Source organism: Saccharothrix saharensis (assembly GCF_006716745.1).
Taxonomy (GTDB): Bacteria; Actinomycetota; Actinomycetes; order Mycobacteriales; family Pseudonocardiaceae; genus Actinosynnema; species Actinosynnema saharense.
Genome location: NZ_VFPP01000001.1, coordinates 8,798,633 through 8,821,661 on the forward strand (window position 1 = coordinate 8,798,633; position 23,029 = coordinate 8,821,661).

A 23,029-nucleotide genomic window follows, 5' to 3' on the forward strand; every position below is an offset into this window, starting at 1 on the left:
GGCACGGCCGTCTCCGGGCACCGCGCGGTCAACCGGATGATGCCGCGTCGGGTGAACGGATTGCCCTTAACGGGGACGCGGTGAGCGCGGCCGTGACGCCGGACCCCCCTATCGGGTCAGCCGGCGGCCCGGACGAACGCCCACGCGGTGCGGACGGCGGTGTCCTCGACGCCGGTGAAACCCTCGCCCGGGCTCAACGCGTCGGTGACGATGTCGAGGTCCGGGTCGTCGGCCGTGCCGCCGACGCCGTCCGGGCCCACCGCGAACATCACGGTCGGGTCGCCACCGGTATCCATCACGCCGTGCACGTCGTTGCGCACGCCGGTGTGCCGACTGCCCGACATGTGCCCGGCCTCGTGGCTGGTCATGTTGCCGATCGCACGGCCGAGGAACGCGATCCGGTCGCCGCGCGGACCGAGGTAGGTGTTCGGCGACCACGCCGGCCCGGCCGGTGCGCTGATCTCGTCGAAGTCGATGACGGCGTTGCCGCCTCCGGGCATCGGCGAGTCGACGGCGAAGAGGCTGGTGAGGTCTTGCGAGGAGCCGAACACCTCGCGGCCGGCCGGGTCGTGGACCGCGAGCCGGGTGCCGCCACCGGCCAGGGACGCGCCGAGCACGTCGCCGGCGCGCAGGTCGAAGGAGTAGTAGTCGAAGTCGCCGGTGCCGTCGCCCGTGCTGCCGTGCGGGCCGTCGCCGATGACGCCGCTGGTGCGCAGCGCGCGGCGGGTGGCCGGGATGCCGGTGTCGCCCGCCAGGCCGGTGGCGTCGTTCGCCTCGGGGAACGGCGGCAGCGTCGGTACGGTGTCGTCGGGCCTGATGTCGCCGGTCAGCGCGATCTTCGAGGTGGCCCCGCGGCTGCCGGCCGCTCCTCTTCCCGGTACGGCGTGGCGGCCTGCGTGCTCGCGCGCTGGAACCGTGCCCGGCCCTTCGCCTCGCGGTCGCGGGCGACGGTGGACCAGTCGGTGCCCGCCGGGTTCGACGGGAACAGCAGCAGCGGGTCGGGTGGAGCCGCGCGACGGCTGGAGGTTGGGCGGTGGCGGCGGTCTGGCCGGCCGGAAGCAGTGCGGCGGCGACCCCGGCCGCGAGCACACCGGATGAACGTCTTCCCATGGTGTTTCCCCCCGGTGTCCGGTGTTCCCGGAAGTTCCGGGAAGCGCCGGGAGCGGCCGCAGGGTTCGGGTTCGGGTTCGGCCGAGTTCGGCCCGTTCGTGCCGGCGCGGAGGCGGCCGTTCGGGCAGTAGGGGCCTGCCGACCCGGCCGCACGCCGGTGCGGGCGCTAGTCGGCCTGGTGCGCGTGCTGCGTCGACGCGGCCCGGACCAGCGCCTCGTCGACCGAGGCGAACACGCTCAACAACGGCGCGATGGCGGTCAGCTGGATCGGCCTCAGCACGGCCCGCCGGGTCGCCACGACGGCCAGCACGTCGACGCGGCGGCGCGTCTCCAGCAGCAGCGACAGGCCGGCGGAGCTGAAGAAGCCGACCTCGGACAGGTCGAGGACCACGGCGGACGACGGCTCCGACAGGCCGGCGTCGAGGGCGGCGCGGACCTCGGGCACGGTGTCCGAGTCGAGCTCACCCGTCACGCCGATGACCAGGACATCACCCGCACGTGTGACACGGATGTCGAGGATCGGTGAGGGTTGCCCCATCGGCTCAGGCACGACGACTCCTCGGTGCGATGCGTGGTCGAACCACAGTTGTACCAGGCCGGCGACACCCGGTGGGCGCTGCCGAACCCCGGGTGGTCAGCCGCGCCCCGGTCGTCCCAACCGGCGGACCGCGGCGACGATGTCGCTGTTCGACGCCCCCTTGACCAGGTGCTCGCCGACCCCGGCCGACTGGAACTCCCGGAACGTCTCCCGGTCGGTGAACGCCGACAGCGCGAGGATGCCCGTGTTCGGCCACCGCAGCCTGATCTCCCGCGCGGCACGGCCGCCGCCACCGCCGGGCATGCGGACGTCGAGCACGACGACGGCGGGCGAGTGGCGTTCGACGAGCTCGATCGCCTCGTCCGCGTCCCGCGCCACCGCGACGACCTCGAAGTCCGGCTCGGCGTCGAGCACCTCGCGCAGCGCGTCGCGGATCATCGGGTCGTCGTCGGAGATCACCACCCTGAGCTTGGCATCGGTCACGGTGCGCCCCCGTGCGACGCGGGGACCCAGAACCGCACCAGCGCACCACCGCCCGGGCTCTCGCTCACCGACCACCACCCGCCCGCCGTCTCCGCGCGCTCCCGCATCTCGATCATGCCGAAGTGGTCGGACGCCCGGCCGTCGGACGGCTCGCCGGCACCGGACCCGACCCCCACGCCGTCGTCCGCGATCTCGACCAGCGTGCCGTCGTCGACGGAGGTCAGCGACACCTCCACGGCCGAGGCGCGCGCGTGCTTGCGGATGTTGGCCAGTGCTTCCTGGCAGATGCGGAAGATCGTGACGGCGGACTCGGCGGGCGGCTCGTGGTCCAGCTCGTGCCGAAGCCGGTAGGTCATGCCCGACGCGCCGGCCACGTCGGTGAGGTGGTGGTCCAGCGCCTGCACCAGGCTGTGCCGGTCGAGCTCCGGCGGGCGCAGCCGGAACACCAGGTTGCGCAGCCGCCCGATGCACGCGCGCACGGCCTCGTCGAGCTGCCGCACGACCGCGGCGTCCTCGGGTGGCAGCCGGTTGGCCAGCAGTTGCAGCCGCATGCCGACCGCGACCATGGACTGGATCGAGTCGTCGTGCACGTCCCACGCGATGCGGCGGCGTTCCAGCTCCTGCGCCTCCACCAGGTGGCCGACCAGCCTGCGCTGCTCGACCACGGTCTGCTCGACCCGCCGGTGCTCGGTCATGTCCCGGGTGACCTTGGCGAACCCGCGCAGCTCGCCGGACGGGCCGAACAGGGCGGTGATCACGACGTTGGCCCAGAACCGGGTGCCGTCCTTGCGCAGCCGCCAGCCCTCGTCCTCGAACCGGCCGGCGTCGACGGCCACCTCCAGCTCGCGCCACGGCTTGCGCGCCACCAGGTCCTCGGGCGGGTAGAAGACGGAGAAGTGCTCGCCGAGGATGTCGTCGGCGGTGTAGCCCTTGATCAGCTCGGCCCCGGCGTTCCAGCTCACGATCCGGCCGGTCGGGTCCAGCATGAAGATCGCGTAGTCCAGCACGCTGTCCACCAGCAGGCGGTACGCGTCCTCGGTCGGGTGTTCGAAGTCGCGTTCGGCGGGGTGGTCGGCCGGCATGGCGACACTGTGCACCATGGTCCGCGCGGGTGCCACGGGCCCGGTGTCAGAGCGTGCCGGGGAGCGCTTCGGCGCTCATCTCGCACCAGACGACCTTGCCGCCGCGATCGGGGACGGCGCCCCACGCGTTGGTCAACCGCGAGATGAGCTGCATGCCCCACCCGCCGACGGTCGCCGACAGCCGCGGGAGCACCGGACTGCCGTCCGCGACCTCGATCCGAAGCCTGTGCACGTCGCCCGCCAGCCGGATCACCGGGATGGTGGTGGTGTGCCGCAGGGCGTTGGACACCAGCTCGGAGACCACGAGCACGACGTCGCTGTGATCACCGGCGTAGCCCAGGTCGGCGAGGGTCTTGCGGACGAAGTCACGGGCCAGGCCCGCGGCGCCCCGGTCGATCGGCGCGCTGAACTCCACGACCGGGCCAGACACCGAGAGGTCCACGGTCACAGACTGCGGTATCCGACCGGTTCGCGCCCAGACGCACCGACACCGTCGTGCCTGGTGCACGTGCACTAGTCCAGCAGGCCGTCGCGGCGGGCGATCGCCACGGCCTCGAGCTTCGACCGGGCCCCGAGCTTCTCCAGCACCCGCTGCACGTGGTTGCGCACGGTGTTGCGGGCCACGCCCATGCGCGCGCCCATCTCCTCCGTGCTCGCGCCCGCGGCCATCAGGACCAACGCCTCCCGCTCGCGGACCGTGAGCGGGACCACGCCCGACTTGGCCCGCCCGGTGAGCTGGTCCAGCACGCCGCCGAGCAGCCCGCCGTCGAACACGACCTCACCGGCCGCCACCCGCAGCACGGCGTCGGTCAGCTCCTCCAGCCGGGCCGACTTGAGCACCAGGCCCGCCGCACCCGCCTCGGCGGCCCGCGCGGCGACGGACACGGTCGCCTCGCCGGTCAGCACCAGCACCCGCGCGCCCCACTCCTCGAACCGCCCGATCGCGTCCAGGCCGTCGCCGTCGGGCAGCCGGCGGTCCAGCAGCACGACGTCGGGCCGGTGCCGCCGGACCTCGGTCACGGCGGCGGCCACCGAGCCGACCGTGGCGACGACCTCGACTTCGCCCGAGTCCGCCCACGCCAGCCGGATCGCCTCGGCCACCATGTGGTGGTCCTCCACCAGGACCGCGCGGACGACAGGACGGGACGGGTGGGGTGGGTGCGCCATGCTGTGCAGATCCTCGTCGCTGGTCCGAGCACCCACCCTAGACCCACGACGCCGTCGGGACCGGTCAGCGGGCCGGAAGATCGCCGCTGCGGGGGAGGCCGAGCGCCGACAGGTCCAGCCGGGCCACCCGCTCGGGGTCGGCCAGCACGTCGATCGCGACGATCCGGCCGCCGCTGACCGTGAAGCCCATGACCGACGCGGGCCTGCCACCGGGCGCGGTGAGGATGCCCATACCGCCGTTGACCAGGACGAGCCGGCTGACGCCCTCGGGCCGGCGGAACAGGAGCGCCCGGCGGGCGACCTCCGCCGCGCCGCGCACGGTCGCCGTCAGGTCCGGGTTGAGCGCCCCGAAGTCGACGCGCAGCACGACCTCGGGGTCGAGGACTTCGAGCAGCGCCTCGAAGTCGCCGTTGCGGGCGGCGGCGGTGAACGCGGTCACCACCTCCCGCTGGCGGGGCAGGTCGTCCGGGACCGGCGCGCCGCCCCGGACCCGCTTGCGGGCGCGGCTGGCCAGTTGGCGTGCCGCGGCCGGGGTGCGGCCGACGATCGGGGCGATGTCGTCGAACGGGACGGCGAACAGGTCGTGCAGCACGAACGCCAGCCGTTCGGCGGGCGTCAACGTCTCCAGCACCACCAGCAGGGCCAGGCCGACGGAGTCCGCCAGCACCGCCTCGTGCTCGGGGTCGCCGCCCTCGTCCGGGTCAACCACCGGGTCGGGCACGCGCACGTCCAGCGGGTCCTCGCGCCGCGAGGCGCGCGAGCGCAGCATGTCCAGGCAGACCCGGCCGACGACGGTGGTCAGCCAACCGGTGAGGTTGGCGACCGCGTCGGTGTCCGAGCGCTGCAGCCGCACCCACGCCTCCTGCACGGCGTCCTCGGCCTCGCTCATCGAGCCGAGCACCCGGTAGGCCACCGCCCTGAGGTGGCCGCGGTCGGCCTCGAAGCGGGTCGCGAGAAGTTCGTCGTCGATCACTGTCACATCCTCCGTGCTCGGTCCGTCAGGGAGGTGACGGACCGGACGAGCACGATGTGACAGGAACGAGGACCGGCATGCGAGCACGGATGAACCACCCCGCCGCCACCCTGCCCGGCACGATGGAGGCGCTGATCGCGCTGGGCAGGACGGCGCAGCAAGCCGGGCTGCCGCAGTCGTTGATGGAGCTGGTCAACCTGCGGGCGTCGCAGATCAACGGGTGCGGCGTGTGCGTGGACATGCACGGCAAGGCGCTGCGGAAGGCCGGTGAGTCCGACGAGCGGATCGTCGCGGTCGGCGCGTGGCGGGACACCCCGTACTACACGGAGGCGGAACGCGCGGCCCTGGCGCTGGCCGAGGCCGTGACGCGGCTGTCCGACCGCCCCGACCCCGTGCCGGACGCGGTGTGGCAGGAGGCCGCGGAGCACTACGACGAGCGGCAGCTCTCGGCGTTGTTGGTCGCCGTCGCCACGGTCAACGTGTGGAACCGCCTCAACGCGGCCACCAAGCAGGTGGCGGGCGCCTGGGGCTGATCACCGGCGTCCGGGAAACTCCTCGGAGAAACCTCGGACGTCGTGTCGGATCGGGGTCGTGGTGTTCGTAGCAGTGGTGAGGCCGCCCGCAGGGGGCCGGCCGGCACCACGGGAGGAAGCGCGGACATGAAGCTGACCACCATGACCCAGGTCACGCTCGACGGGGTGATGCAGGGCAACGGCCACGTCTCGGACGACCGCCGGAACGGGTTCGAGCGCGGCGGGTGGGCCATCGGGAAGGCCGACGACGAGACCCACGCGTTCATCAACGAGACCTACCGGCGCGCCGACGCGTTCCTGTTCGGCCGGCGGACCTACGAGTTGTTCGCCGGCTTGTGGGGGTCCTGGGCGGAACGGGACGTGCCCGGCTGGGAGCCCGTCCTGCGGGCGCTGAACGCCCGGCCCAAGTACGTGGTGTCCGGCACGCTCACCGACCCGGCGTGGTCGGGCACCACCGTGCTGTCCGGGGACGTCGTGGCCGCCGTCCGGGACCTGAAGCGCGAGGCGGCGGGCGACCTGCAGGTGCACGGCAGCGGCGCGCTGATCCGGTCCTTGCTGGAGCACGACCTGGTCGACGAGATGATCCTGGTCGTCGTGCCGGTGGTCCTCGGCCAGGGCACGCGGTTGTTCCCGGAGACGGGCCCGGACCTCGCGCTCGACCTGGTCGAGTCGCGGGTCGATGCGAAGGGCGTGACGATCCAGGTCCACCGTCCGGCCGGGCGTCCGCGGTACGCGGCGGCCTGAAGTCCCCACCCCCGACACCCGCGGAAAGGAATCCCGATGCAGTACCTGGTTTCGGTCATCGACGACAAGAGCAACCCCGGCAGCACGGACCGGCAGCCCGCGATCAGCGCGTTCAACGAACGGCTGATCGCCGAGGGCCACTGGGTCTTCGCGGGCGGGCTCGCGGACACCGACGCGGCCACGGTGGTCGACAACCGGGGCGAGCAGGCCGTGTTCAGCGACGGGCCGTTCGTCGAGTCGAAGGAGTACCTCGCCGGCGTGTGGGTGTGGGAGGCCCCCGACCTGGACGTGGCGCTCAAGCTCGCCGCCGAGGCGTCGCAGGTCTGCGACCGCAAGATCGAGGTGCGGCCGTTCCGGTGAGCCACGCGGAGCGGGCGGTCACGCGGGCCCACCGCGAGGAGTGGGCCCGCGTCGTCGCCGCGGTGACCAGGCGCTTCGGTGACCTCGACCTCGCCGAGGAGTCGGCCGCCGAGGCGTTCGCGGTCGCCGTCGAGCGGTGGCCCGCCGACGGCGTGCCGCCCAACCCCGGCGCGTGGCTGACCACCACCGCCAACCACAAGGCCATCGACCGGATCCGGCGCGAGAGCAAGCGCGACGAGAAGCAGAAGGAGGCACGGGTGGTGCACGACGACAGCCCGCCGGAGCCTCTCGGCGTCATCGACGACGACCGGCTGCGGCTGATCTTCACCTGCTGCCACCCGGCGCTGGCGGTGCAAGCGCGCCTGGCGCTGACGTTGCGCATGGTCGGCGGGCTGACCGTGCCGGAGATCGCCCGCGCCTTCCTGGTGTCCGAGAACACCGTGGGGCAGCGGATCACGCGCGCGAAGGCCAAGGTCAAGGCGGCGCGCATCCCGTACCGCGTGCCGTCCGCCGACGACCTCCCGGCCCGCGTCTCCGGCGTGCTGACCGTCCTGTTCCTCGTGTTCAACGAGGGCTACCTGGCCACCGGGCCCGACACCGACCCGGTGCGCCAGGACCTCACCGCGGAGGCGATCCGGCTCACCCGCCTGATCCGTTCACTGCTGCCCGACGACGGCGAGGTGGCCGGGTTGCTGGCGCTCATGCTGCTGATCGAGGCGCGCCGCCCGGCCCGGGTCTCGGCCGGCGGCGAACTGGTCCCGCTGGCGGAGCAGGACCGCGGGGCGTGGGACGCGGAGTTGATCGGCGAGGGCCACCGGTTGGTGCGCTCCCGCCTCGCCGCGGCCGCCGCCGGCGTCGCTCCCGGGCGGTACCAGATCCTGGCCGCGATCAACGCCGTGCACACCTCGGCCCGCGACATCCGCGACACCGACTGGTCGCAGGTCCTCGCCCTCTACGACCAGCTCGTCCGGGTCGACCCCTCGCCGATGGTCGCGCTCAACCGGGCGATCGCGGTCGCCGAACTCGACGGACCGGAGGTGGCCCTGGCGGCCGTCGACCGCCTCGAACCCGTGTTGTCCGGCTACCACGCCTACCACGTCACGCGGGCCGACCTGCTGCGCCGGCTGGGTCGCAGCCGGGAGTCGCGCGTGGCGTACGACCGGGCCATCGAGCTGGCCGGCAACACCGCCGAAACCGCCTACCTGACCCGCCGCCGCGACCAACTGGGGTAGTGGACGGTGCTAGTGGACCGTCTTGGTCGACGGGTACCACGCGTCGCCGACGGGTTCGCCCGCGAGGTTCCAACTCCACGAGACGGTCGGCGTGATGCGCAGGTAGGTGCCCGGGCCGACCATGCCGACCCGGTCGAACGGCTCCTCGGCGTGGCCGTAGACCCGGATGCCCCGCGCGATGAACGGGTCGACCGACACGAGGTCGTCGACGACCAGCGCCACCTTGGGGTGCCCGGAGGCGACGTTGCGGAACTTCCGGGTGCCGCGCACGGTCGCGCCGCCGCCCACCCAGAGGAACGTCCCGTCGAACTCGACGGTCACCGGCACGACGTCGGGCTGGTCGGCCGCGCCGAGGGTCGCCAGCCGCCCGAGCGGGTGCGACCGCAGGTAGGCGATCTCTTCGTCGGTGAAGGCCATGGCGTCACGCTATCCCGCGCGGACCGTGCCGTGACGGTCAGAGCGGTTCGTCTCGTCGCCCTCGTCGTCGAGCAGGCGGTACCGGGGGAGAGGTCGGTGTGGCGGTGCGCAGGCGGGTCAGCAGGTCGTCGATCGGGACGCGGTCGAGGCGCAGTGCGGTGCAGACCTCGGTCTGGTGCCGGTCGAGGTCCGCCTCGTCCTCGAGCAGCTCGGTGTGGGTCGACTCCTAGGCGGCGCGCATGGCGGCCGGGTCCCGGGCCGCGGCGACCACGTCGTGCCACGTCGGCACGCCGATGATCAGGGGAGCGCGGCGGTCGGGTCGGCCGCGAGGACACCGGCCTGGCCTTCCGAACTCGTCTACAGCACCGGCCCGCCGCACGCGGAGAACGTGCCGCCCGAGGCGTCGCCGGCGATCCGGCGGAGCTCGCCGCCCCACGACGGGCGCACGGGTTCGCCGTGGTCGGCGCGGTCGAGGTCGAAGTCGAACACGGTCGCCGGCAGCTCGGCGGCGCGGGCGTTGCCCCTGATGCGGTCGAGCACGGCGCGACGATACGGGGGACGTGACGTGCGACTCCTCGTGAGCACGGCACCGGGCGTGAACGGCGTGCGTTCAAGGTGGCGTGAACGCCGAGGAGCCGCAGTCGCCGCGCTGGGCGGTGTGGGCGGCGCGTGTCGTCGCCGTGGTGGTCGTGGTGCCGGTGCGGCTCGTGTGGGAGTGGGTCAAGGTCGTCGGACGGGCGGTGCGGCGACCGCTGGTGGCCGTGGCGCGGTGGGGGCGGGACGTCGTTCGCGCCGTCGGCCGGTTCGCGTGGCGGTGGGTGTTCGCGCCGGTCGGACGCGGTTCGCGGTGGGTGGCCGGTGTGCTCGGCGACGGGTCGAGGTGGTCCGGCCGGGTGGTGTGGCGGTACCTGGTCCGACCGGTCGGGACGCTCGTGGCGCGCGGGTTCGGTGCCTCGGGTGCCGGGATCCGGTGGGTGTTCCGGGGGCTGGTGCGGTTCGTGCTGCGGCCGGCGGGGCGTGGGCTGCGGTGGGTGTTCACGCCGGTCGGGCGGTGGTTGCGGGTGCTGGACGTGGTCCTCGCGGACGTCCTGCGCCGGGTAGGGCGGGCGCTGCGGCTGGTGGTGCTGGAGCCGCTGGCGTGGTGCTGGCGGACGCTGGTCGCGCTGCCCGTGCGCTGGCTGTGGCGGGAAGTGGTCGTGCGGTGCGCGCGGGCGGTCCGGTGGGTGGGGCGGGGGATGGCGTTCGTCGGTCGGCTGGTGCTGGACGCGGTGGTGTGGGCGTGGCGGTTGTTCTCGCGAGTGGTCCGCGCGCTGGTCGTGACGCCGGCGCGGTGGCTGTACCGGGTGGTGCTGGCGCCGGTCGGGCGGGCGGTCCGTCGGGTGTGGCGGGCCGCCGTGGTGGCTCCGGCGCGGTGGGTGCGCGAGTCCGTGGTCGAGCCGGTGCGGGTGGCCGGGCGGCGGGTGCGGGCACAGTTGCGCGGCGCGTTCGGCCGCCGCGACTAGCGACCCAGGACGGCGTCGGCGATCGCCTCGTGGCCGGCGGGGGTGGGGTGGACGTCGGTCTGCTCGCAGAAGTACGTCAGGGCGCACACCTTCGCCACCGGTGTCGGGATCGGACCGTAGGCGGGGTCCTGGGTGGTCTCCGTCAACGGGTCGTAGCCGCCCGTGGCGGCGGTGATGTCGACGAAGTCCGCGCCCACCTTGCCGTACTCGGCCTTGAGGGCGGCGTTGAAGAAGTCGCGGAACAGCGACACCGACAGCCGGGCGAGGTCCTGGCCGTTCGGGAACGCGGGGGACACCCACGCGCCGAGGAACACGTCCGGGTAGGTCAGGCCGACGACCGGCGCGTCGCCCGCGGCTTCGCGCAGGACGGGCAGGGCCGCGGCCAGGATGGCCCGGGTGGTGGCCACGGCCTCGGACGCGCACGTCAGCGGGTCGCGCGCCCCGGCGCACGGCGCCAGGTCGTTGCCGCCGATCACGACGGTCACCAGACCGACCCGCCCCCGGTGCTCGCGCAGGGTCTGCACGGCCGCGTCGAGCTGGGTGCGGCCCGCGAGGTCGGGCGCGTCCGGGCCGCGGGCGGCGGGCGGGCAGCCGGGTGCGGTCCGCAGCTGGGTGGACGTCGCGCCGCTGCACGCCAAGTTGATCAACCGCAGGTCCGACCGCTCGGCGACGAGGTAGGCGAACCCGTTCTGGCTGCCGCCCGCGGGTGCGCCGCCGGTCGCCGGTCGGTAGCCCGTCGCGTAGGAGTCGCCCAGCGACACGTACACGCGGTCGGCGGGCGGCTCGCTCGTGGTGGACCCCGGCGGCGGGGTCGGGCCGGGCGTCGTGGTGCACGCCGTGAGCACCACCAGCACCGCCCCGATCAGCGCGGTTCGCCGAAGTCCCGGCACGTCGACCCCTTCCGGTGAACCCTGTGTCGATCCCCCAGGCTACCCGCGGGCGCGGGCGCCAATCGCGGTCCACTGTGGATGGTCGATTCCGGGTGTGACGGGTGCGCGATCAGGAAGTCGGCGACGTCGCCCAAGGCCTGGAACTCGTTCTCGTGATTGGTGACGCCGTGGCCCTCCTCCTCGTGGACGTCGTGGCGCACGGTCGCACCCGCGTTCCCGCACCCTGGATCACGAACAGCGGCGCGGTGATGTTGTCGGCGCAGGTGATCGGTGAGCGGGACAGCGGGAAGTCCGCCTCGGTGTCCGGGTCGCCGATCCGCTCGGCCATCTCGGCGCGCCACGTCTCCGGCACCGACCGCGCCATCGCCGGCAGGTTCGACATGCCCACCAGCGACACGCCCGCGGTCGGGGCTCGCGTACGCGATGAAGAAGCCCCACCGGTCCTCGGCCACGTATCGACCCACCGCCGCCGGCTTTGACCGGTCAGGGTCACGGCCGGGGCTGGACGAGCGGGGGAGTCATGAGCGAGAGTCGGAGCGGTGATCGGGCACGCGGATCACCTGACAACGTTGTCACCCAGAGAGGCCCCTTGCCGATGCCGCTCAGAACAGGCACCACGCTCCTGCTGGCCGCCGCGCTCACCCTGGGGGGTGCACCGGCGGTGGCCGCGCCCGCGCCGTCCGCCGCGGTGGACCCGACCACGCTGGTCAACCCGTTCGTCGGCACGCAGAACTTCGGCAACACGTTCCCCGGCGCGAGCCTGCCGTTCGGCATGGTGCAGGTCAGCCCGGACACCGGCGGCCAGGGCGGGTACGACTACCAGCAGCAGGAGATCCACGGCTTCAGCCAGACGCACCTGTCCGGCGTCGGCTGCGGCGTGGCGGGAGAGCTGCCGATCATGCCGACCACCGGACCGGTGGACAACGTTGACACCTCCGGGTACCGGTCGAAGTACTCGCACGCGGACGAGGAGGCGCGGCCGGGCTACTACCGCGTCGGGCTGTCCCGCTACGGGGTGAACGCCGAGCTGACCGCCACGCGGCGCACCGGCTGGCAACGGCACACGTTCCCGGCGGGCGCGCAGGCCAACGTGCTGTTCAACACCGGCAAGGCGAACCAGCAGGTGCTGGACTCCGAGGTGCACGTGGTCGGCGACCGGACCGTGGAGGGCCGGGTCAGGGCCGGGCGGTTCTGCGCCGGTCACGACGAGCACACCGTGTACTTCACCGCCACGTTCGACCGACCGTTCGCGAGCTTCGGCACGTGGCGCGGCACGACCCGCTCACCGGGCGTGCCGGACGCGGCGGGAGAAGGCGGCAACGGCGCGTGGGTGACGTTCGACGCGACGGCGGACCGGGACGTCGTGCTCAAGGTCGGCCTGTCCTACACGGGTTTGGAGGGCGCGCGGAAGAACCTCGCCGCCGAGACGGGCGACTCGTTCGACTTCGAGGCGACCAGGACGGAGGCACACCGGGCGTGGGTCGAGCGGTTGGACTCGATCCGGATCGACGGCGGCACGCCCGAGCGGCGGACCGCGTTCTACACCGCGCTCTACCACTCGCTGCTGCACCCGAACCTGGCCGGCGACGTGGACGGCCGGTACACGGGCTTCGACGGCAGGACGCACGTGGCCGACGGCTTCACGCCTTACCAGAACCTGTCGTTGTGGGACACCTACCGGCCGCAGAACCAACTGCTGGAGCTGCTCGAACCCCAGGTCGCCCGGGACGTGGCCCTGTCGGTGGTGGCGAGCGGCCGCGACGGCGGGTGGCTGCCACGCTGGGCGCTGGCCAACAGCGAGACCAACATCATGACCGGCGACCCGGTGACGCCGTTCCTGGTCGAGGCGTGGTCCAAGGGCCTGCTCGCCGGGCACGAGGCCGAGGCGTACGAGCTGCTCAAGCGCAACGCCACCACCGTGCCGCCGGCCGACTCGCCGTACAACGGGCGGTCCGGGGTCGAGTTCTACCGCGACCGCGGCTACATCCCGTCCGGTCTGGAGCTCGGCGTGGACTGCGCGCACAAGGGCGGTGACAACGACTGCGTGCACCCGGCGTCGGCCACGCTGGAGTACGCGGCGGCGGACGCCGCGCTCGCCGTGATGGCCCGCGGGCTGGGCGAGGACGAGGACGCGCGCCTGTTCGCCGAGCGCGGGCAGTGGTACCGCAACCTGTGGGACGCCTCGACCGGCCACTTCCGCCCCCGCACGGTCGAGGGCACGTGGGTGACGCCGTACAACCCGGTCGACGCGGGCCACCAGTTCCACGAGGGCGGCGCGTTCCAGTACCGGTGGCTGGTGCCGCAGGACCCGAACGGCCTGGTCGAGCTCATGGGCGGGCGGCGGGCGACCGAGCAGCGGCTGGACGAGTTCTTCGCCTACGACAAGCTGCTCGCCGACCCGGCCCGCACCGTGCGCGAGGACTGGATCACCCAGCCCTACGACTACTACGGCAAGCCCACCTACAACCCGAACAACGAACCCGACCTGCTCGCGCCGTACTTCTACCTGTCCACCGGCACGCCCGCGAAGACGGCGACCGTGGTGCGCGCGGCGATGACGTTGTTCACCACCGGCCCCGACGGCATGACCGGCAACGACGACCTGGGCACGATGTCGGCGTGGTACGTGTTCTCGTCGCTGGGCCTGTACCCGACGATGAGCGGCGGCGACTTCCTCGCGCTGTCCAGCCCCCAGTTCCCGGGCGCGGTCGTCCGGACGGGGGACAAGACGCTGACCATCACGGCGCCGGGCGCGAGCGACGCGAACCGGTACGTCCAGCAGGTGTCGTTCAACGGCCGGGACGTGCGCAGAACGTGGCTGGACTGGGACACCGTCGCGGGCGGCGGCACCCTGGCGCACCGGCTGGGCACCACGCCGTCGACCTGGGGCACCGGGCCGGGCGCCGAGCCGCCGTCGATCAACCGGGGCCGGGGTGACGACCGGCGGCACGTCGACGCGTCGCTGCGGCAGGTGTCGGCGGTCGTGCCCACGGCCGACGTGCCGCAGACCGTGCCGCTCACCCTGGACGTGCTCGCCCAGGCTCCCGGCGCGGTGCCGGTGGGCGTGACGGCGAGCGCGCCCGACGGCTGGTCGGTGACGACCACCCGCCAGTTGGTGATCAGGTCCGGTCGGCTGCCGACCCAGCGGACCGTGCAGGTGGTGGTGGGCGTGCCCGCGGGCACGGCGATCGGCCGCTACCCGGTGCGGGTCACCGTGACCGGCCCGGACACCGTCGTGCGTGAGGCCGTGGTCGAGGTCCGGCGGGCGGCGACCTGCGCGGTCGCGGGCGAGCAGTGCGCGGTCGACCTGGCCGGCGAGCTCAACCACGACGGCACGGCCACCGTCGCCGCGTCCGACCAGGGCGACTTCGACGGCCAGGGGTGGAGCTACGACGCCGCGCTGCTGCCCGCCGCGGGACCGGTGGTGCTCGGTGGCGTGACGTACCAGGCGCCCGACGCGTCCGGGACGGCGGCGAACTTCGTGGAGGCACGGGGCCAGGCGTTGCTGCTGCCGCCCGGCGAGCGTGGTGCGCTGCGGCTGGTCGCGGCGGCGCACAACGGCCCGGTGACCGCGGCCGTGACCGTCCGCTACGCCGACGGGAGCACCGCGGAGGTGCCGATGACGGTCGGCGACTGGGCGGGTTCCGGCGGCACGGTGGTGCTGGAGATGCCGCACCGGATCAAGGCCGGGCAGGGCGTGGACGGCCCGCCGGTGCGGTTGTTCGGCCTGTCGCTGCCGCTCGACCCGGCGAAGGCCGTGCACTCCGTGACGCTGCCGAACGACCCTCGGGTGGAGGTGTACGCGATCACCCTGGCCTGACCGGCCCCACGGACTCGCCCACCGCCCGGAAGCCGTTCACCGGCGGCGTCTGCCCATCGCGCCGACCGCCGTCGGTGAACCCCGGCTTAACCGGATCCGGTGAAGTCTCGTCCCCGTCGGGTTGAACCTGCAGGGCTCGGGCGTGACCTGGGCATTCGTGCGCACTATGGATCGGAGGTTGCTCGACAGCTCCTGGCCGCGGCCGGAGGTGGGAAGGAGTTCGGCATGCGCAAGGCTTGGCTCGCGGCGGTGGCGGCGCTGGGGTTGTCGATGGCCCCGCCGGTGGCCGTGCCCGCCGGGGCGTCCCCTGTGCCGGTACCGGCTGAGGCGTTGATCGACGGGGTGGAGATCCTGAATCGCGCCAGCGGGAAGTGCCTGGAGATCGCCGACAGCAGTCACGCCAACGGAGCCCGCGCCCAGCAGTGGTTGTGCGACGGGAGCGCGACGACGATGCGGTGGCGGGTCGAGCGGCAGGGAGGCGGCAAGACGTTTCGCATCGTCAACGTGAACAGCGGCAAGTGCCTGGAGATCGCGGACGGCAGCTACGAGGACGGCGCTCGGGCGCAGCAGTGGGAGTGCAAGGACCTGCCGGTGATGCGCTGGTACGTGGAGCCCAGGGACGACGCGTTGGTGATCTACAACGAGGAGACGCTGCGCTGCCTGGAGATCGCCGACTCCAGCCTTGCCGACGGTGCCCGCGCGCAGCAGTGGGCGTGTGACTACAGGGCCGCCCAGTTGTGGGACCTCGTGGTGTGACCGAGGGGGCGTCGAGGATCGACCGGGGGTGGAAGCCCGGATCGGTCGCACGAGGATCATGAGGACGAAGAAAGCTGCCTCCTCGGAGGTTTGCCGGTCGACGAAGCAGGGAACCGGTACGTGACCGGCGACCGCCGGTGATCTTCGGTGCCGGGCACCGCGGTGATGGGCGAGGGGCGGAATGAGTCTGCAGATGGCCGGTGACGACGTGGTGGTGTCGCTCAAGCGGCTGGGGTCGACCTCGGTGCTGGTGGTGCGGGGCTGTGTCGATGCCGCCACGGCCCGGGTGCTGCGGGAGCAGGTGGACCTGGCGTCGGCGGGCCCGGGCGGGGTGGTGGTCGACCTGAGCGAGGTCGCCTTCTTCTCGGCGGCCGGCGCGGCGGCGCTGGCGTCGGCGGGCCACCGTGTCCGGCTGCACGTCGTCGTGACGCCCGTGGTCCGGGAGGTGTTGCGCGGCGCGGGCGTGGCGGACGCGTTCGACCTGCACGACTTCCCGGCGGAAGCGGAGGAGGCGGCCACGGCGTCCCCGCTGCTGCTGGTCGGCTGAACGACCCGGGCCCTGCCGCTCCGCGCGGCAGGGCTCGGTCTTGCCTTGACGTCGACGGCAACACCTACGGTCACCGACCATGGAGTTCGCCGTCAGCTACAGCACGCCCTGCTTCGGCGTGGACCCCGACCGGGTGGTGGCCTACGCCCGGCACGCCGAGCAGTGCGGGTTCGGGGCGTTCTACGTGCCCGAGCACATCGCGGTGCACCCCGGCGCGACGGTCGGGACGCACGAGATCCCGCCCGCGCTGCCCTACGCCGACCCGCTGGACTGCCTCGCGTTCGTCGCCGCGGCCACGAGCCGGATCGTCCTGGGCACCGCGGTCCTGCTGCTGCCCTACCACCACCCGGTGGTCCTGGCGAAGCGGCTGGCGACGGTCGACGTGCTGTCGAAGGGGCGGATGCGGTCGCTGACCGTGGGCCTGGGCACGCTGCCGGGCGAGGCGAGGGCGGTCGGGGTGGACTTCGGCACGCGCGGTCGTCGCGCGGACGAGGCGATCGACGTGCTGCGGTCGCTGTGGGAGGGCGGCGAGGAGGGCGTGAGCTTCGCCGGGGAGTTCTTCGCGTTCGAGGACCTGTGCAGCTTCCCGAAGCCGCACGGGGTGACCCACCTGCCGATCCACGTCGGCGGCTCCAGCCGTGCGGCTGCCCGCCGCGCCGGACGCCGCGGCGACGGCTACTTCCCCGGCGGCACGCTGACGCCGGACGAACGCGCCCTCCAGTGGGACCTGGCCCGCTCGTCCGCCGCCGAGGCCGGCCGTGACCCCGACGCGCTGGAGCACACGCGGTGGGGCTCGATCGACATGACCGAGGACGGGGTGGAGGCGTTCGCGGCCCAGGGCGTGACCCGGGTCGTCGTGAGCGCGACCAGCGCCGACCCCGGTGAGCAGCGGGACCAGCTGTCGGCGTTCGCGCGGCGGTTCGGGCTCGACGGGACCTGATCCGGCCGGTCAGCGCCGAGGTCGGCGGGGTTGGTGCGTCGACAGCGGCTTCAGGTCCTCGTGGCGGAGTCGGTGCACGATGGCCCGTGCCTGGTCCTCCGGGTCGGTTCCGTCGACCGGGAAGGTGATGGAGTACGTGCCGGGCAAGTGGGCCCGCGTTCCGCCGACGTCACGGGCGCGGTAACCGACCACCACCACGTCGGGGTCGTCCTCGGGCGCGCGGATCGCCGCGTAGTCGTGCACCCACGTCCCGTCGTCCTGGCTGTACCCGTCACGCCACAGGACGGCTCGCAGGTGCTCGGCGACCGACCGCGCCGGCCACGACCGGTCGGCCCGTGCCGTCGCGCGGGCCAACTCGGACGCGTAGGCCGCCGCGTCGAACCGGAAGTCACCGAGCCGCCGCACGGGCCGCGCCGAACTGTCGTGGTGGTCCGTCATGCGCCAGTCGTCCCACACCACCTCGGAACCGACCAGGCGGACGCGGACCACGAGACCGTCCGCGGGACCCGCGCCACCCAACCAGACCTCCCGCGGTCGCGGTGACGCCGCCAGGCCGTCCGGTCCCAGCAACCAGGAAGGCACGGCCCCGGCCACCGGCTGCCCGTGGTAGCCGTCGGCGGGATACGCCGTCGCGACGACGTCGAGGTCGTTGACGAAGACCCGCGTGCGGTGCGCCGAGAACTCCACCGGGAACAGCAGCGGCTCGACCCTCAAGACATCGTTCACCGCCGGACGATAACGCGTCGTCCTCGGACACCCGTACCGGCGCGCGATGCCGGTGGGTGTCGGCGATGCTGTGCGCGTGGAGTACGTGTCCGGAGTGCCGGGACCGCCGCTGGACGGGCTGATCGACGACCTCTACTACCTCGGGGGTGCGCCGCCGTACGCCCGGCTGACGCTGCCGCCGGCACCGGCGGCCTTGCTCATCGTCAACCTCGGGGCGCCGTTCCGCATCCGCGCCGGCGCCGAGGTCGAGGCGGCCGAGTACGCCGACAGCTGCGTGATCACCACGCCCACCCGCGCGTACGAGTTCGGCTACCCACCGCGGACGCGGTCCGTCGGAGTGCACTTCAAGCCCTGGGGCGCGCCACTGCCGAGCTGCGGGACCGGCTGGCCGCGGCGGACGGGCCGCACGGGATGCCGGCGCTGCTCGAGGACGAGCTGGTGCGGCGGCTGCGCGAGACCGCCGGCCTGGGGTTGGTCCGCCACGCGAGCGGCGTCATCGCGGCGACCCGCGGGGCGGTGGCGATCGGTGACCTGGGCGCGGCGGTCGGTGTCAGCGGCACCCACCTGGCACGGCGGTTCAAGGAGCTCGTCGGCGTCACGCCGAAGCGGCTGGCCCGCGCCCACCGCTTCACCGCCACCGTGTTCGCGATCGACCCGGCCGGACCGGTCGACTGGGGCGGCCTCGCCGGTGGCGCGGGCTACTTCGACCAGGCGCACTTCAACCACGAGTTCCGGGAGTCCACCGGGCTCACGCCGACGCGGTACGTCGAAGTCCGGCGCCGGTTCCTGCGCGAACACCCCGGCCACGCGTTGGACGGCCGGCCGTTGCCCGCCGAGTGATTTCTTACAAGAGCGCCGGTCCACGGGACGCTGGTTTCGGTCGGCACCCCGGAGCAGAGGAGAGCCCAGTGGGCAAGGTGGTCATGTACGGGTCGGTGTCGGTGGACGGCTTCATCGCGGACGAGGACGACCGGCCAGGGCCGCTGTTCGACTGGTTGCTCGGCGGTGACGTGCCGTTCGACGACAGCGGCGCGTTGAAGGTGTCGCGGGAGTCCTACGCCTACACCCGGCCGTACTGGGACGGGATCGGGGCGACCATCGCCGGCCGCCACGTCTTCGACCTGACGGACGGCTGGGACGGGACGCCGCCGGCCGGGGTCGACCACGTGGTCGTCGTGACGCACCGGCCGCCGCCCGAGGGTTGGGACGCCGAGGCGCCGTTCCACTTCGTCGACGGTGTCGGGGCGGCCGTCGCCACGGCGCGGGAGCTCGCGGGTAACCGCGTCGTCGAGGTCGCCGCCGGCGATGTCGGTGGCCAGGCGCTCGCCGCCGGCCTGGTCGACGAGGTGCGCATGGACGTCGTGCCCGTCGTGCTCGGCTCCGGCAAGCGCTACTTCGGGTCGGTCCACGCGCAGCACCTGCTGGAGGGCCCGGACGAGGTGGTCCAGGGCGACCGGGTGCTGCACCTGCGTTACCGGGTGCGCCGTTGACGGGTGCGGCCGGCCCCTCCCGGGACCGGCCGCATCACCGCGTGGTCAGACCGCGGCGGCGAACTGGGCGGCGTAGAGGCGGTGGTAAGCGCCTTCGGTGGCCATCAGCTCGTCATGGCTGCCCTGCTCGACGATCCGGCCGTGCTCCATCACCAGGATCACGTCGGCGTCGCGGATGGTGGACAGGCGGTGGGCGATGACGAAGCTCGTCCGGGACGACCGCAGGGCCGCCATGGCGTGCTGCACCAACGACTCGGTGCGGGTGTCGACCGAGCTGGTCGCCTCGTCCAGGATCAGCAGCGACGGGTTGGCCAGGAACGCCCGCGCGATCGTCAGCAACTGCTTCTCGCCCGCGCTGACGTTGGTGGCCTCTTCGTCGATGACGGTGTCGTAGCCGTCCGGCAGGGTGCGCACGAACCGGTCCACGTAGGTGGCGCGGGCCGCGGCGATGATCTCCTCCTCGGTGGCCGAGGAGTTGCCGTAGGCGATGTTGTCGCGGATCGTGCCGCCGAACAGCCAGGTGTCCTGGAGCACCATGCCGGTCTGCGACCGCAGGTCCTCGCGCTTCAACGCGGTGATGTCCACCCCGTCGAGCGTGATGCGGCCCGCGTCCAGCTCGTAGAACCGCATGATCAGGTTCACCAGCGTGGTCTTGCCCGCGCCGGTCGGGCCGACGATCGCCACCGTCTGCCCCGGCTCGGCCACCAGCGACAGGTCCTCGATCAGCGGCTGCTCGGGCGTGTAGGAGAAGCTGACGTGCTCGAACTCCACCCGGCCGCGCCGTTCGGCGGGCAGCGTCGCCTCCGCCGGGTCCGGCTCCTGCTCCTCGGCGTCGAGCAGCTCGAACACCCGCTCGGCCGAGGCCACGCCGGACTGCATCAGGTTCGCCATCGACGCCACCTGCGTCAACGGCTGGGTGAACTGGCGCGAGTAGTGGATGAACGCCTGCACCTCGCCCAACGTCATCGCGCCCGACGTGATCCGCAGACCGCCGACCACCGCGACCGCGACGTAGCTGACGTTCGACAGGAACATCATCATCGGCATGATCAGGCCGGACACGAACTGCGCGCCCATCGCCGAGCCCAGCAGCTCGTCGTTGCGGCGCTGGAACTCCGCCTCCGACTCGCGCTGCCGACCGAAGACCTTCACCAGCTGGTGGCCGGTGAACGACTCCTCGATGTGCGCGTTCAACGCGCCGGTGTGCTTCCACTGCGCCACGAACAACGCCTGCGACCGCTTGCGGATCCGCCCGGTCGCCACGAACGAGATCGGGATCAGCAGCAACGCGATCAGCGTCAGCAGCGGCGAGATCGTCAGCATCATCACCAGCACGCCGACGACGGTCAGCAACGACGTGAGCAGTTGGCTCAGCGTCTGCTGCAACGTGGTCGACACGTTGTCGATGTCGTTGGTGACGCGGGACAGCAGCTCGCCGCGCGGCCGGCCGTCGAAGTAGCGCAGCGGCAACCGGTGGATCTTGTCCTCGACGTCGGAGCGCAGCCGGAACACGAACCGCTGGACCACGCCGTTGAGCACGCGGCCCTGCCACCACCCGAACACCGACGAGACCAGGTACAGGCCCAGCACCCACATCAGCACGGTGGCGAGCGCGCCGAAGTCGATGCCCGCGCCGGGCGTGCCGCGCATCCGGCCCAGCACGCCCTCGAAGATGATGTCGGTGGCGTGGCCGAGGATCTTCGGGCCGGCCACGGCGAACGCCACGCTGATGACGCCCAGCGCGACCACGACGAGCAGGGCCACCCGCTCGCGGCGCATGCGGTGCACGAGCCGGCGGGCGGACGGGCCGAAGTTCTCCGCCTTCCCCATCGGCATGCCCATGCCGGGCATGCCACCGCCCATCCGGGGCGGGGGAGCGGATCGGGACGGGGTGGTGGTGGTCATGCCGCCTGCTCCGAGGTCAGCTGCGACTCCACGATCTCCACGTAGGTGGGGCAGGAGTCCAGCAGTTCGTGGTGGGTGCCGATGCCGACGACGGCCCCGTCGTCGAGCACCACGATCCGGTCGGCGTCCAGGATCGTGGAGACGCGCTGGGCGACGACGATCACGACCGCGTCGCGCGTGTGCGGTCGCAGCGCGGCGCGCAGCCGTGCGTCGGTGGCAAGGTCGAGCGCCGAGAACGCGTCGTCGAACAGGTAGATGTCCGGTCGGCGCACCAGCGCGCGGGCGATCGAGAGCCGTTGCCGCTGGCCGCCGGAGACGTTCGTGCCGCCCTGGGCGATCACCGCGTCGAGCCCGCCGGGCATGGCCTCCACGAAGTCGCGGGCCTGCGCGATCTCCAGCGCCTCCCACAGCTCGTCGTCGGTGGCCTCCGGCCGTCCGTAGCGCAGGTTGGACGCGACCGTGCCGGTGAACAGGTACGGCCGCTGCGGCACCAGGCCGATGCGCGCGCACAGCGCGTCCGGGTCGATCTCCCGCACGTCCGCGCCGTTGACCAGCACCTCGCCGCCGGTCACGTCGATCAGCCGCGGCACGAGGTTGAGCAGGGTGGTCTTGCCGGTGCCCGTGCTGCCGATGATCGCCGTCCGCTGACCGGCCTCGGCCTGGAACGCGATGTCGCGCAGCACCGGTTCGTCCGCGCCGGGGTAGCGGAACTCCACGCCGCGCAACTCCACCGACGTCCGCCGGGGCAGCTCGCGCAGCGGGGACGCGGGCGGGACCACCGACGACTCGGTGTCGAGCACCTCGTTGATCCGCTCGGCGCCCACCGCGGCGCGCGGGATCATCATCGAGATGAAGGTCGCGAACATCACCGCCATGAGGATCTGCATCAGGTAGCTGAGGAAGGCCGTCAGCGCGCCGATCTGCATCTCACCGGTGTCCACGCGCTGCGCGCCGAACCACAGCACCGCCACGCTGGAGGCGTTGAGCAGCAGCATCACCACCGGGAAGATCAACGCCTGGAGCCGGCCGACGCGCAGCGCGGTGTCCGTGAGGGCGCCGTTGACCCCGGCGAAGCGCTCGGTCTCGGCGCGCTCGCGGACGAACGCCCGCACCACGCGGATGCCCGCCAACTGCTCGCGCAGCACGCGGTTGACCGCGTCGATGCGCTCCTGCATGAGCCGGAACTGCGGGACCATGCGGATGACGATGAGGCCGACCGCGACGGCCAGCGCCGGCACGCAGACCGCGAGCAGCCAGGACAGGCCGACGTCCTCGCGCAGGGCCATCACGATGCCCGCCACGCACGTGATCGGCGCGTTGACCAGCATCGTGCAGCCCATCACCACGAGCAGCTGGACCTGCTGCACGTCGTTGGTCGTGCGGGTGATCAGCGACGACGGGCCGAGCGTGGCGACCTCGCGCGCGGAGAAGGCGCCGACGCGGTGGAACACGGCCGCGCGGACGTCGCGGCCGAAACTCATCGCGATGCGGGCGCTGTAGTAGACCGCGCCGACCGACGACAGGATCTGGATGACGGACACGGCGACCATCCAGCCGCCGGTGGACAGGATGTAGCCGGTGTCACCGGCGGCGATGCCGAAGTCGATGATGTCGGCGTTCAGGCTCGGCAGGTACAGCGAGGCGACGGTCCCGACCAGCTGCAGCGCGAGCACGATCGCCAGTTCGCGTCTGTACGGCCGCAAGTGGGCACGGAGCAAGCGGCTGAGCAACGGTGTTCCCCCATAAGAAACGGATCGTGTCTACCATGTGCAAGGTAGACCCGTGCGATAAGAAACGCAAAGTATCTAAAGGGT

24 protein-coding genes and 1 pseudogene are annotated in these 23,029 nt (G+C 72.8%); 12 read left to right on the forward strand and 13 right to left on the reverse strand.

All coding sequences use genetic code 11. From position 1 onward, the window contains the following. Positions 1-116: 116 nt before the first annotated feature. From FHX81_RS39605 to FHX81_RS39635, 7 genes are all read right to left on the reverse strand, one after another. On the reverse strand, positions 117-1,091 hold the full coding sequence (locus FHX81_RS39605) for a hypothetical protein (RefSeq protein ID WP_141983547.1): 975 nt from the start codon (positions 1,089-1,091) through the stop codon (positions 117-119). Between the two features lie 185 nt (positions 1,092-1,276). Next, positions 1,277-1,660 carry an STAS domain-containing protein gene (locus FHX81_RS39610; protein WP_141983548.1) on the reverse strand — a complete coding sequence of 128 codons (384 nt, stop codon included), beginning with the start codon at positions 1,658-1,660 and terminating at the stop codon, positions 1,277-1,279. Between the two features lie 84 nt (positions 1,661-1,744). Then, positions 1,745-2,131, reverse strand: coding sequence for a response regulator (locus tag FHX81_RS39615; RefSeq protein ID WP_246108198.1), 387 nt, complete (start codon positions 2,129-2,131; stop codon positions 1,745-1,747). Then, positions 2,128-3,213 carry a PAS domain-containing sensor histidine kinase gene (locus FHX81_RS39620; protein WP_246108199.1) on the reverse strand — a complete coding sequence of 362 codons (1,086 nt, stop codon included), beginning with the start codon at positions 3,211-3,213 and terminating at the stop codon, positions 2,128-2,130. Before FHX81_RS39620 ends, FHX81_RS39615 begins: the two co-directional genes overlap by 4 nt. Positions 3,214-3,259: 46 nt before the next feature. Next, complete coding sequence (locus FHX81_RS39625) at positions 3,260-3,643, reverse strand: ATP-binding protein (protein ID WP_141983549.1); 384 nt, start codon at positions 3,641-3,643, stop codon at positions 3,260-3,262. A gap of 83 nt (positions 3,644-3,726) precedes the next feature. Further along, entirely contained in the window at positions 3,727-4,380 is a 654-nt protein-coding gene (locus tag FHX81_RS39630; RefSeq protein ID WP_141983550.1) for a response regulator transcription factor, read from the reverse strand. A 64-nt stretch (positions 4,381-4,444) separates the two neighbouring features. After that, positions 4,445-5,353 (reverse strand): sigma-70 family RNA polymerase sigma factor, encoded by a 909-nt coding sequence (locus FHX81_RS39635; protein ID WP_141983551.1) that lies wholly within the window; start codon positions 5,351-5,353, stop codon positions 4,445-4,447. A 77-nt stretch (positions 5,354-5,430) separates the two neighbouring features. On the opposite strand from FHX81_RS39635, the gene FHX81_RS39640 reads away from it, so the two are divergent. The 4 genes from FHX81_RS39640 to FHX81_RS39655 all read left to right on the forward strand — a co-directional run bounded on the left by FHX81_RS39640 (position 5,431) and on the right by FHX81_RS39655 (position 8,222). Next, positions 5,431-5,886 carry a carboxymuconolactone decarboxylase family protein gene (locus FHX81_RS39640; RefSeq protein WP_141983552.1) on the forward strand — a complete coding sequence of 152 codons (456 nt, stop codon included), beginning with the start codon at positions 5,431-5,433 and terminating at the stop codon, positions 5,884-5,886. A gap of 126 nt (positions 5,887-6,012) precedes the next feature. After that, positions 6,013-6,630: a dihydrofolate reductase family protein gene (locus FHX81_RS39645; protein WP_141983553.1), complete on the forward strand. Its 618-nt coding sequence runs from the start codon at positions 6,013-6,015 to the stop codon at positions 6,628-6,630. 36 nt (positions 6,631-6,666) lie between these two features. Further along, positions 6,667-6,990, forward strand: coding sequence for a YciI family protein (locus tag FHX81_RS39650; RefSeq protein ID WP_141983554.1), 324 nt, complete (start codon positions 6,667-6,669; stop codon positions 6,988-6,990). Further along, positions 6,987-8,222: an RNA polymerase sigma factor gene (locus tag FHX81_RS39655; RefSeq protein ID WP_141983555.1), complete on the forward strand. Its 1,236-nt coding sequence runs from the start codon at positions 6,987-6,989 to the stop codon at positions 8,220-8,222. Before FHX81_RS39650 ends, FHX81_RS39655 begins: the two co-directional genes overlap by 4 nt. 9 nt (positions 8,223-8,231) lie before the next feature. Here FHX81_RS39655 and FHX81_RS39660 read toward each other — a convergent pair whose 3' ends face one another. Further along, positions 8,232-8,639, reverse strand: coding sequence for a PPOX class F420-dependent oxidoreductase (locus FHX81_RS39660; RefSeq protein ID WP_141983556.1), 408 nt, complete (start codon positions 8,637-8,639; stop codon positions 8,232-8,234). Positions 8,640-8,996: 357 nt separating this feature from the next. Continuing rightward, complete coding sequence (locus tag FHX81_RS39665) at positions 8,997-9,179, reverse strand: hypothetical protein (protein ID WP_141983557.1); 183 nt, start codon at positions 9,177-9,179, stop codon at positions 8,997-8,999. 80 nt (positions 9,180-9,259) lie between these two features. On the opposite strand from FHX81_RS39665, the gene FHX81_RS39670 reads away from it, so the two are divergent. After that, entirely contained in the window at positions 9,260-10,141 is an 882-nt protein-coding gene (locus tag FHX81_RS39670; RefSeq protein WP_141983558.1) for a hypothetical protein, read from the forward strand. Here the strand turns inward: FHX81_RS39670 and FHX81_RS39675 are convergent. Continuing rightward, on the reverse strand, positions 10,138-11,031 hold the full coding sequence (locus FHX81_RS39675) for a GDSL-type esterase/lipase family protein (protein ID WP_141983559.1): 894 nt from the start codon (positions 11,029-11,031) through the stop codon (positions 10,138-10,140). The two genes, FHX81_RS39670 and FHX81_RS39675, sit on opposite strands and share 4 nt — an antisense overlap. A gap of 101 nt (positions 11,032-11,132) precedes the next feature. Here FHX81_RS39675 and FHX81_RS39680 point away from each other — a divergent pair, with 101 nt between their 5' ends. The 5 genes from FHX81_RS39680 (at position 11,133) to FHX81_RS39700 (ending at position 17,094) form a co-directional block, all read left to right on the forward strand. Further along, a complete protein-coding gene (locus tag FHX81_RS39680) occupies positions 11,133-11,510 on the forward strand; it encodes a hypothetical protein (protein ID WP_141983560.1) in 378 nt (125 codons plus the stop codon). Between the two features lie 116 nt (positions 11,511-11,626). Then, on the forward strand, positions 11,627-14,851 hold the full coding sequence (locus FHX81_RS39685; RefSeq protein ID WP_141983561.1) for a GH92 family glycosyl hydrolase: 3,225 nt from the start codon (positions 11,627-11,629) through the stop codon (positions 14,849-14,851). Between the two features lie 225 nt (positions 14,852-15,076). After that, positions 15,077-15,607: an RICIN domain-containing protein gene (locus FHX81_RS39690; protein ID WP_141983562.1), complete on the forward strand. Its 531-nt coding sequence runs from the start codon at positions 15,077-15,079 to the stop codon at positions 15,605-15,607. A 181-nt stretch (positions 15,608-15,788) separates the two neighbouring features. Further along, positions 15,789-16,154, forward strand: a complete 366-nt coding sequence (locus FHX81_RS39695; RefSeq protein WP_141983563.1) for an STAS domain-containing protein — start codon at positions 15,789-15,791, stop codon at positions 16,152-16,154. A gap of 79 nt (positions 16,155-16,233) precedes the next feature. After that, positions 16,234-17,094 carry a TIGR03619 family F420-dependent LLM class oxidoreductase gene (locus FHX81_RS39700; protein ID WP_141983564.1) on the forward strand — a complete coding sequence of 287 codons (861 nt, stop codon included), beginning with the start codon at positions 16,234-16,236 and terminating at the stop codon, positions 17,092-17,094. Between the two features lie 9 nt (positions 17,095-17,103). Here the strand turns inward: FHX81_RS39700 and FHX81_RS39705 are convergent, their stop codons facing one another. Continuing rightward, on the reverse strand, positions 17,104-17,820 hold the full coding sequence (locus FHX81_RS39705; RefSeq protein WP_141983565.1) for a hypothetical protein: 717 nt from the start codon (positions 17,818-17,820) through the stop codon (positions 17,104-17,106). Positions 17,821-17,914: 94 nt separating this feature from the next. Between FHX81_RS39705 and FHX81_RS39710 the strand changes: the two are divergent. Together FHX81_RS39710 and FHX81_RS39715 are read left to right on the forward strand one after the other, a co-directional pair. Continuing rightward, positions 17,915-18,660: pseudogene (locus FHX81_RS39710) on the forward strand (helix-turn-helix domain-containing protein). Between the two features lie 68 nt (positions 18,661-18,728). Then, on the forward strand, positions 18,729-19,310 hold the full coding sequence (locus tag FHX81_RS39715) for a dihydrofolate reductase family protein (protein WP_141983566.1): 582 nt from the start codon (positions 18,729-18,731) through the stop codon (positions 19,308-19,310). 45 nt (positions 19,311-19,355) lie between these two features. Here FHX81_RS39715 and FHX81_RS39720 read toward each other — a convergent pair whose 3' ends face one another. Both FHX81_RS39720 and FHX81_RS39725 read right to left on the reverse strand, forming a co-directional pair. Next, positions 19,356-21,173, reverse strand: coding sequence for an ABC transporter ATP-binding protein (locus FHX81_RS39720; RefSeq protein ID WP_141984400.1), 1,818 nt, complete (start codon positions 21,171-21,173; stop codon positions 19,356-19,358). A 38-nt stretch (positions 21,174-21,211) separates the two neighbouring features. Then, entirely contained in the window at positions 21,212-22,945 is a 1,734-nt protein-coding gene (locus FHX81_RS39725) for an ABC transporter ATP-binding protein (RefSeq protein ID WP_141983567.1), read from the reverse strand. Positions 22,946-23,029 lie beyond the last annotated feature (84 nt).